Origin of the sequence: Parabacteroides sp. AF19-14 (genome assembly GCF_003635485.1) — a bacterium.
Classification (GTDB): Bacteria; Bacteroidota; Bacteroidia; order Bacteroidales; family Tannerellaceae; genus Parabacteroides; species Parabacteroides distasonis.
The window spans coordinates 1-10188 of sequence record NZ_QTMJ01000040.1; the positions used below are offsets into that span (position 1 = coordinate 1).

General features: G+C 49.5%; 6 protein-coding genes, 1 other RNA gene and 1 pseudogene. 5 read left to right on the forward strand and 3 right to left on the reverse strand.

Annotated features, from left to right (window positions below; genetic code table 11):
• Positions 1–76: 76 nt before the first annotated feature.
• The 3 genes from DWX33_RS21765 to rnpB all read right to left on the reverse strand — a co-directional run bounded on the left by DWX33_RS21765 (position 77) and on the right by rnpB (position 3212).
• Complete coding sequence (locus DWX33_RS21765) at positions 77–1432, reverse strand: MATE family efflux transporter (RefSeq protein WP_008778066.1); 1356 nt, start codon at positions 1430–1432, stop codon at positions 77–79.
• A 25-nt stretch (positions 1433–1457) separates the two neighbouring features.
• Positions 1458–2828, reverse strand: coding sequence for a YihY/virulence factor BrkB family protein (locus tag DWX33_RS21770; RefSeq protein WP_036612322.1), 1371 nt, complete (start codon positions 2826–2828; stop codon positions 1458–1460).
• A gap of 29 nt (positions 2829–2857) precedes the next feature.
• Positions 2858–3212, reverse strand: an RNA gene (rnpB, locus tag DWX33_RS21775) — RNase P RNA component class A.
• A 406-nt stretch (positions 3213–3618) separates the two neighbouring features.
• Between rnpB and DWX33_RS21780 the strand changes: the two genes are divergently transcribed.
• The 5 genes and pseudogenes from DWX33_RS21780 to DWX33_RS22990 form a co-directional block, all read left to right on the forward strand.
• The gene (locus DWX33_RS21780; RefSeq protein WP_005866098.1) at positions 3619–5142 is read left to right on the forward strand and encodes a Do family serine endopeptidase; all 1524 of its coding nucleotides are present in this window, start codon (positions 3619–3621) and stop codon (positions 5140–5142) included.
• A gap of 139 nt (positions 5143–5281) precedes the next feature.
• Positions 5282–6142 carry an RNA polymerase sigma factor RpoD/SigA gene (locus tag DWX33_RS21785; protein ID WP_005641668.1) on the forward strand — a complete coding sequence of 287 codons (861 nt, stop codon included), beginning with the start codon at positions 5282–5284 and terminating at the stop codon, positions 6140–6142.
• Positions 6143–6250: 108 nt separating this feature from the next.
• The gene (locus DWX33_RS21790; protein ID WP_008773993.1) at positions 6251–7723 is read left to right on the forward strand and encodes a glycoside hydrolase family 125 protein; all 1473 of its coding nucleotides are present in this window, start codon (positions 6251–6253) and stop codon (positions 7721–7723) included.
• Between the two features lie 117 nt (positions 7724–7840).
• Positions 7841–9418, forward strand: coding sequence for a sulfatase (locus tag DWX33_RS21795; RefSeq protein ID WP_122378844.1), 1578 nt, complete (start codon positions 7841–7843; stop codon positions 9416–9418).
• 554 nt (positions 9419–9972) lie between these two features.
• Positions 9973–10188 (forward strand): annotated as a pseudogene (locus DWX33_RS22990) (hypothetical protein); the annotation flags it as partial.

The window sequence follows — 10188 nt, forward strand, 5'->3', positions numbered from 1 at the left end:
TAGAATTAAAGAATTTTCCCCCTGATTTATCGGGTGAGCCGATGCGACCCCGACGGAAACGAATAATAAGCTATGCTTATTTCTTCCGTAAAGGCCCTTTGTTCTTCCAGAATCCCAATTTATAATAGATATAGGTGATTGTAAGCCCGATGCAAAGGCTGGCGCCGATGGCCCACCAGATACCGCTCCGTCCCCAGATAGAGCTAAACCAATAGGCGAGGGGAATGCGTATCAGCCAAAGACAAGTGATGCTTACTGCCATCGGGAACAGGGTATCGCCAGCTCCCCGTAATGCCCCGTTGAAGACGTTCAAGCCGCCGTGTACGATAAAGAATCCTCCCATGATCAATAAATATTCCTTGCCAATCCGGATCACCTCCGGGTCCTTGGTGAAAGCCAGCATCATCTTGTCCCCGAAGAAATAGATGGCCGTGAAGGTTGCTAGACCCAGCAATAGGTTGACAAGCATGGCGAATCGTACCCCGTCACGTACCCGGTCCAAGTGCCCAGCTCCGATGTTTTGTCCGCAGAAAGCAGCTAGCGCCCCAGAGAGGGTCAATACCGCTTGGATGATGATCGTGTCGATCTTTCCCGCTGCCCCGTAAGCGGTGAGCGTATCCGTGCCGAAACTGTTCACGATCCCCAGCAAGGCAATCAATCCGAGCGAGATGGCACATTGCTGTACGCTGGAGGGAAGCCCGATGCGGAGCCCTTCCTTGAACAGTCCCATATCGAACAATAAATCCTGTTTCTTGATAGAGAGCAGGGGATGGGTGTTGTTCACGTAGCCTAGGGCCACGCACATGCCGATCCCTTGGGCGATCACCGTAGCCCGTGCCGCCCCTTCGATCCCCCATTTGAAAACGACAATGAAGAGTAAATCCAAGGCGATATTCAAGATCGTGGTAAGCAGGATAAACAGCATGGGGCGCACGGACTCCCCGACACCCCGCAATATGGAGATAATGCTATTGAAAGTGACGAACAAGAACGTACCCCCTACATAAATCCTGAAATAAGCGACCGCCTGCGGGATCACGTCCTCCGGCGTGTTCGTCAGCCTGAACATCGGCTCGGCAAAAATAATCCCCGCTATGGACAGCAATACCCCTGCGACCAACATGAAGATAAAGAAAGATGAGAAGGCTTTTTGCACCTTATCGAACTCCTTCGCCCCGAAAAACTGCGAGATCACCACCGACGTTCCGCTTCCGATACCGATCACCAGCGAGATAATAAAGTAATAGATGAAGAAGGAAGCCGATACCGCCGCCAACGACTCTTTCCCTAGAAACTGCCCGACAATGACGCTGTCGGTCACGTTATAAAGTTGTTGCAGCAGATTGCCGATCAGCAAAGGGAAAGCGAAACGCAGGATCACCTTCCATACCGCCCCACTCGTCAAATCCCTATTTCCTGTATTAATTTTCAATTCTCAATTCTCAATTTTCAATTCCCTATAGGTCTTTCAGCAGGATATTGTCGTTTGCCTTTATCATATCCTCACGTGTCTTCAGCAGGGCTTTCCATTCCTTGCTGAAAAGCTTGCTCGTGTCAATCTTGAAGTTCTCGGAACCATACTCGTCCATGCGGGTCAGCAGGTAGCTGACCGTGATCTTATTGACATCGATCGCCGGCTGGTAGTATGCCACACGGTCGTCATTCCCGTAATTCACCTCGATGATGATGTTCAACTCCGTGAGCAGGTATAGGATCTGTGTCGTTATGCGGATAGGGATGCGGTAAGCGTCGGATAGCTCGTCGGCCGTATAGGGTTTCTCGCCTTTCACGAACCGTTTGATGATCAGCGAGGCGATCAGCAGGGTCAGGAAATCCTTGTACCGGCGGCTGATACTTTTGCTGTCCCTCTCAAAGCTGAATTTCTTCACGTTCTGGGAGGCGTACGACAGCTCTGCGCCAAACAAGCAAATCAACCAAGAAAGCTGCAACCAGAGCAACAACAAAGGCAGTGCGGCGAAACTACCGTAAATAGCGTTGTACTTGCTCACCCAAATCTGCCCACTGATATAAATAAATTGGAACAACTGGAAGGCGCAACCAGCGATAAAGCCTGCCACCAACCCGTTCACGAACCTCACTTTCGTATTCGGCAGGGAGACGTACAGCCCCGTGAAAGCCAATGTCGTGATAATATAGGGCGCTATATGCAAGAACAACTCCATGAGCGGCGTAAAAAATAAGTATTGCCCCAAGAACGAGTTCTGCAAAGTAGACATGAAGATGGACAAACCGCTGGATGCCGTCATCAGCACCGGCAGCACGAGGAATAAGGCCAGATAATCGGATATCTTCCGGTACCACGGCCGGGATTTCTGGATCTGCCAGATATCGTTGAACGTATCCTCTACGGACGAGATCAAGTTGATCACCGTATAAAACAACAAAATCAAACCGACCCCGATGATCACTCCCCCCTGCGCCTGCGCCAGATAGCTCTCCACGAACTCGAACGCCTTGTTCAGCTCCATCTCGTGCCCGGGGAAATAATCGAACAACTCCTGCCGTACCGTCCCTTGGAAACCGAAGCCCTTAGCTATACCTAATAATACGGCCAGCAAAGGTACGATAGATAACAAGGTACTGTAGGTAAGCGCCGACGCCTTGGTTTGCAGGTTCTCGCTCTGGAAACCCCGCACGGCGAGTATGACCGTCTTGATGATATTGATATAAATCTCCTTCAGCCCACTAACTTCATTCTCGGTAATCCGCCAAATGTCGTAGGTAACGAAACGGATGGTTCGTGCTAATAATGCGCTGATCCGTTCTCCAATAGGTTTCTTTTCTTCCCGTGGCTTGTTTTTGGGCATATCGGCACATGATTTAATTGGCAAATAAAAAAAGCAGTCTGCCTATAAGCCGGGTCCTGTACCTCTTTGGAAAGAGGCGCCTGCCATTTATCTTGTCTTACCGTCGCCGGTAAGCTTTAGCGGTCTACCCCCCGGCATCGGACGAGCCATCCTACATGCGCCGGTATACATGACCTTACAACCCATAAGACGTACGGCATCCCGTATCGCTACGGGACCCGGTGAGCTCTTACCTCACCTTTTCACCCTTACCGGACGAGTCCGGCGGTTATTCTCTGTTACGTTACTCTACCCTCACGGACAGCTTCCCGTTAAGAAGTATGGTGCTCTGTGTTGCCCGGACTTTCCTCACACCCGAAGGTGAGCGACAGACCGGCAGACTGCGATAGGACAAAGATAGGTATTTTAGTTGACAGTTGGCGGTCGGCGGTTGACAATTATTTTGGAGACGCATAGGAGAGATAGGATAACATTTTCTTTTTCAGCCGTAAACATATTCTGTCTCCTGGGTGTTTTTTATACGAACAGGGATTCTAGATTGCCAGTAACCGACTGTCATTTATCGATTGCCGACTGTCAGTTATCGCATGTCAACTGTCAATTCGTCTGCTGTTTAATTGTTAAAAAGGTACTTTGCAATACACAGTACTGTTAAGTGCGGTTAAGCCCCTGTGATGCCTCGTTAAAAGTGATAAAAAATACGATGGAAATGGAATATCCGCACAATTTTTGAGTTTTCTTTGCCGTAAAGAAACTGTTAAATTTAAGTGTTTAATTAAATAAGAAAAGTATGAAAAATATCTGGAAGAATGTGCTTGGTGTTGCTCTGATAGCAGCCATTAGTTCTGGTGCCGCGATCGGAACGAGTACTTACCTGATGAATAAGAATCAACGTCCGGTGGAGTTGGCCTCCGGAGTTGAGAATACCTTCAAGCAACCGTACCGATTGACGAATTATGGAACCGTGGCCGCCGAGAATATCGATTTCACTACGGCCGCCGAGAGCGCCATCCACGGGGTTGTCCATATCAAGGCCACGGCTAACGCGCAAGCCTCTAACGGGGACGGCGGTCAGCAGTATATGGACCCGTTCGAGTATTTCTTCGGCTTCGGTGGCCGTGGAGGGTTCCAACGTCCGCAACAGCAACCTCGTGTGGGCGCCGGCTCGGGTGTCATTATCTCTACGGATGGTTATATCATCACGAACAACCACGTGATCGACGGAGCCGATGAGCTGGAGGTTACCTTGAACGATAACCGGAAATTCCCGGCAAAGATTATAGGGGCTGATCCGACAACAGATATCGCCTTGATCAAGATCGAGGCAACCGACTTACCTACGATCCCCTTTGGTGATTCTGAGAAGTTGAAAGTAGGTGAGTGGGTGTTGGCGGTAGGTAACCCGTTTAACTTGACCTCTACCGTTACGGCAGGTATCGTGAGCGCTAAGAGCCGTGGTAACATCGGCGCCGGTGGCAAGGATCGTAGCAAGATCGAGTCGTTTATACAGACAGACGCCGCCGTGAACCCGGGTAACAGTGGTGGGGCGCTAGTGAACACGAAAGGCGAGTTAGTCGGTATCAATACCGCTATCTACTCCGAGACCGGTAACTTCGCCGGATACTCTTTCGCCGTGCCTATCAGCATCGCCGGAAAGGTGGCTAACGACTTGAAGCAATTCGGAACCGTGCAGCGTGCTGTATTAGGCGTATTGATACAAGACCCGCAATACGTGCCGGACGCTGAGAAAGAGAAAGTGAAAGTATTCGAGGGCGCTTACGTAGGTGGTTTCGCCGAGCGCAGCTCCGCTAAGGAAGCCGGAATCGAGAAGGGTGACGTGATTGTAGCTGTGAACGGCGTGAAGATCAAATCGTCTAGCGCTTTGCAAGAGCAGATCAGCAAATACCGTCCGGGCGACAAGGTAGAGTTGACGATCAACCGCAACGGTAGCACGAAGAAATTCACGGTAGAACTCCGTAATGCGCAAGGTAGCACCAAGGTCGTGAAGGGTGGTGACAGCGCAGAGGTTATGGGCGCAGCGTTCAAGGCTTTGAACGACGAGCAGAAACGTAAGTTAGGTGTAAGTTATGGTATCGAGGTCACCGGTCTGACCAGCGGCAAACTGAAAGACGCCGGTATAAAGAAAGGCTTCATTATCATGATTGTAAACAACCAGAAGATCTCTGCTCCGGAAGACTTGGAAAAGATTGTGGAAAGCATACTTCAAGGACGTACGGAAGATCAAGGCCTCTTCATTAAAGGCTTCTACCCGAACGGACGTACGAAGTACTATGCGATAGATCTTGCCGAATAAGATAAACAAGGACTGTAGTCTTATAGGTGTGAAAAGATTGTTAAAGGTTTTTAATTGGCTGGATGTGGGGTGCATCCAGCCAATTCTTTCAACAAAAATGGTTATCTTTGCACCCCGTATTCTCAATTAAACAAATTGAATGAGACAATTAAAGATCACAAAGTCCATTACCAACCGCGAAAGCGCTTCGCTGGATAAATATCTTCAAGAGATTGGTCGAGAAGATCTTATCACGGTAGAAGAGGAAGTGGAATTGGCACAGGCTATCAAAAGAGGAGACCGTAGGGCGTTAGAGAAATTGACCCGTGCGAATCTCCGTTTCGTCGTTTCTGTGGCTAAGCAATATCAGAACCAAGGTTTGAGTTTGCCCGACCTTATTAATGAGGGTAACTTAGGCTTGATCAAGGCTGCCGAGAAATTCGATGAGACGAGAGGTTTCAAGTTTATTTCCTATGCTGTATGGTGGATTCGCCAATCTATTCTGCAAGCTTTGGCAGAGCAGTCAAGAATCGTGCGTCTTCCGTTGAACCAAGTAGGCTCGCTGAACAAGATCAGCAAGGCCTTCTCCAAGTTCGAGCAGGAAAACGAGCGCAGACCGTCTCCAGAGGAACTTGCTGATGAGTTGGATATCCCGGTGGATAAGATTTCCGATACCTTGAAGGTGTCCGGACGTCATATTTCCGTGGATGCCCCGTTCGTGGAAGGCGAAGACAACAGCCTTTTGGATGTGCTTGTGAACGATGACGCTCCTATCGCGGACCGGTCGTTAATGAACGAGTCATTGGCTAAGGAAATTGATAGAGCGCTTGCTACACTGACCGAAAGAGAATGTGAGATAATCAAGATGTTTTTCGGTATTGGCTGTCAGGAAATGACATTGGAAGAGATTGGCGACAAATTTGGCCTCACTAGAGAGCGTGTCCGCCAGATCAAGGAAAAAGCAATCAGAAGATTAAGACAAGGAACTCGTAGCAAGCTTCTAAAATCGTATTTAGGCTAATTTAAGGAATTATTGAGTTGGCGAAGGCTCCGGTCCGAAAAGGATTGGGAGCCTTTATTTTTTTTCTTAACTTTGCCACTGGAATATAATACCATAAAAACTATATAAATGACTACAAGACGTAATTTCCTGAAAACAGGATCTATTTCCTTGGCCGGCCTGTTGGTTGGCGAGAAGGTATACTCCGCCGTGAGTACGCCCGACAATAAAAAGAGTTTTAGCACGATCGCCTCTAAGGTGACCGGCGATTACGCCAGCAAGCGCCCGGCTCCCGAGGCCCGTAAGTTTACCTCCAAGGCGGTAGAGGAGCAACTGAAGGCTTCCAAGGCCCGTATCAAGGACCCGAAGCTGGCTTGGATGTTCGAGAACTGCTACCCGAATACCTTGGACACGACCTGTGAGTTCAAGATGGTAGACGGCAAGCCGGATACGTTCGTGATCACCGGAGATATTCACGCCATGTGGTTGCGTGACTCCTCGGCGCAGGTTTACCCCTTCGTCACCTTGGCGAAGAAGGATAAGGACTTGCGGCAAATGCTGGTCGGAGCTATCAATCGCCAGACCGCCTGCATCCTGATCGATCCCTACGCTAACGGCTTCAACGAAGGCCCTACCGGGAGCGAGTGGGAGAGCGACCGCACGGAGATGAAGAAAGAGCTTCACGAGCGTAAATGGGAGATCGACTCGCTTTGCTACCCGATCCGCTTGGCGTATCATTATTGGAAAGAGATTGGCGATACCTCCGTATTCGACAGCAAATGGGAGCAGGCAATGGAGGCCGTTTACCGTACCTTCCGTGAGCAACAGCGCAAGGATAGCCTCGGGCCGTACCGTTTCTCCCGTGTGACGGACCGCCAAGGTGATACCCTCTTGAACGATGGTTGGGGTAGCCCGGTGAACCCGGTGGGCCTAATCGTCTCTTCTTTCCGTCCTTCCGACGACGCTACGCTGTTCGGCTTCTTGGTACCATCGAACTTGTTCGCTATCACCTCGCTTCGCCAGGTGGCTGAGATTCTTCGTGTCGTAAGAAATAACACGGACTTGGCCGGCCGTTGCGAGGCGTTGGCGGGTGAGGTAGAGGAGGCCGTGAAGAAATACGCTATCGTGGAGCATCCGGAATTCGGTAAGGTATACGCCTTCGAGGTGGATGGTTACGGCAGCCGTGTTTTCATGGACGACGCTAACGTACCGAGCTTGCTGGCTTTGCCGTTCTTGGGTTGTGTGGACGTGAACGACCCGGTTTACCAGAATACCCGTCGCTTGGTGCTGAGCCCTTCCAACCCTTACTTCTTCAAGGGAAAGGCCGGCGAGGGCATCGGCGGTCCGCATATCGGTTTCAACTATATCTGGCCGATGAGCTTGATCATGCGTGCTACGACTTCCAACGACGAGAAGGAGATCCGGTATTGCATAGAGACGCTTCGTGATACGGACGGAGGCACGGGCTTCATGCACGAGTCTTTCCATAAGGACAATCCTTCCGATTACACCCGCTCGTGGTTCGCTTGGACGAATACTCTGTTTGGCGAGTTGATCGTGAAGCTGCAATCCGAAGGCAAGCTGAAAGACCTCCTCGGCTAATATCACCAAGGTTAATATCACCAATTGTAGAGACGGGACATGCCCCGTCTCTACAAGTCTGTAGCTGAGTGTATTTAGGCAAAATCAATCAAAACAACATAAATCTAAGCGGAATACATGAAAACAAATCAACTATTCATTCTGACAGGTCTGGCGGCGATAGCCTCCACCTCCTGTAGCCAAAAAGAGAATACGTCCGGGCAGCCCGCCAAGCCCATGAATATCCTTTACATCATGACGGACGATCACTCCTTCCAAACCATCAGCGCCTACGACAAGCGATACATCCAAACCCCCAACATCGACCGCATCGCAAACGAGGGCGTACGTTTCACCAATAGCTTCGTAGCCAACTCCATCAGTGGCCCCAGCCGTGCCTGCATGCTGACCGGCAAGCACAGCCACAAGAACGGCTTCATCGATAACGCCCATACCTTCGACGGCTCGCAGCAGACCTTCCCGAAGCTATTGCGTAAAGCTGGCTACCAAACCGCCATGATCGGCAAATGGCACCTCACCTCCGATCCCACCGGTTTCGATTACTGGAACATCCTCGTAGGCCAAGGCGATTACTATAACCCCATCTTCATCGATAACGGCGAGAAGCGTCAGATCGAAGGGTACGCCACGAACATCACGACCGATCTGGCTCTTGATTGGCTGGACAATAAACGAGACAAGAGCAAGCCTTTCTGCCTCCTGCTGCACCATAAGGCCCCGCACCGTACTTGGATGCCCGATACCTGCGACCTGCGTCTTTACGATGATGTGACCTTCCCGCTGCCCGAGAACTTCTACGACGATTACGCCGGCCGCATCGCCGCCTCGGAGCAGGAGATGAGCATCATCAAGGATATGGATATCGTATACGACTTGAAAATGGCCGATAAGGAGAACGAGATCCATTCCTCCAACGCCGATCTGGAGAAGTACGGCCGTGAGCTTTATAACCGCATGAATCCGGACCAGAAAGCCGCTTGGGACGCCTATTACGATCCGATCATCCAAGACTTCAAGGCGAAGAAACGCACGGGTAAGGAGCTGGCTGAGTGGAAATACCAGCGTTATATGCACGATTACCTTCGGGTGATCCATTCCGTGGATCGGAACATCGGTATCGTGCTCGATTATCTGGAGAAGAACGATTTGCTGGATAACACGTTGATCGTCTACACCTCCGACCAAGGATTCTACATGGGCGAGCATGGCTGGTTCGACAAGCGCTTCATGTATGAGGAATCCTTCCGCACCCCGTTGCTGATGCGTCTGCCGGGTGGCAAGAAGGGTGATATCCCGCAGCTCGTGCAGAATATTGATTACGCCCCCACTTTTTTGGAACTGGCCGGAGCCCCCATCCCAGCCGACATCCAAGGCGAGTCCTTGCTTCCCTTGCTGAAAGGCGAGCGGCCGGAGAACTGGCGTAACTCCCTTTACTATCATTACTACGAGTATCCCGCCGAGCATTCCGTGAAGCGTCATTACGGCGTACGTGACGATCGTTATAAATTGATCCATTTCTACAACGACATCGACGTATGGGAGCTTTACGACCTCCAAGAAGATCCCCACGAGATGAATAACCTTTACGGTAAGCCCAGTTACGAGGCAGTGATGAAACGCATGCGAGACGAGCTTTATAAGCTGCAAAAACAATATGATGACCCTGTGGGAATACGCTTCAATGTGTCGGACTGATGAGAGCGGACATTCGTGTTCTGTTATCAGATTTTTTAATTAGTTGTGGATTAAGGTGCATAAAGGACTTGGAACTTGGGGGATGAGAAGTTGAGTCTTTGCGCTTGATGACTTAGCTCTTTGCGTTCTTTGATTTAAGTCATTGGCTTGAAGGAATTAAGTCTATCGTATGGCTCTTCTTTGCTTATGCGTGTATCGAATTAAAAAATGACTATAGGCAGGTTTCAAGTTTCAAGGTTTCATGAAACCTTTTTCTTCACACACACGGTGCGTACATTATATAGGTTTCAAATAAATCCCTTTATGTTTGTTATGCGGGATGGATAGCCTCGAAGAACTTGCGTAGCCACGACATGATGTTTTTACCCGAGGCGGACGGAGCGATCATGAGGAACTGTATTATATGTACTTGTGCGTGTGTGAGGAAAAGGGGTTCGTGAAACCTTGAAACTTGAAACCTATTTCCATGCCCATCCAGATATTGTCAACATCAGTACAGATAAATATATGTGCCTTTATCGTGTGCGTACATTAAAAGTAAGGATTGTTGAGCCATGAGAAAAAACTTGAAAAATAATGCCGAAAATGTTTGGAGGTTATGTTTTATAGCGTTACTTTTGCACCCGCATTCGAGAGAGAACGGCGATACCGAAATAATGAAACAAATTTTTCTTGAAAAAAGTTCTGAAATAATTTGGAAGTTTAAAAGAAAAACACTTATCTTTGCATCCACGTTCGCAAAACGAAAGCGACAAAAGAGTTCTTTGAGA

Excerpts from the sequence above, each read along its gene's own strand:
- DWX33_RS21770 (WP_036612322.1), bottom strand. The coding sequence starts at position 2,828 with ATGCCCAAAAACAAGCCACGGGAAGAAAAGAAACCTATTGGAGAACGG.
- DWX33_RS21780 (WP_005866098.1), top strand. The coding sequence starts at position 3,619 with ATGAAAAATATCTGGAAGAATGTGCTTGGTGTTGCTCTGATAGCAGCC.
- DWX33_RS21785 (WP_005641668.1), top strand. The coding sequence starts at position 5,282 with ATGAGACAATTAAAGATCACAAAGTCCATTACCAACCGCGAAAGCGCT.
- DWX33_RS21790 (WP_008773993.1), top strand. The coding sequence starts at position 6,251 with ATGACTACAAGACGTAATTTCCTGAAAACAGGATCTATTTCCTTGGCC.
- DWX33_RS21795 (WP_122378844.1), top strand. The coding sequence starts at position 7,841 with ATGAAAACAAATCAACTATTCATTCTGACAGGTCTGGCGGCGATAGCC.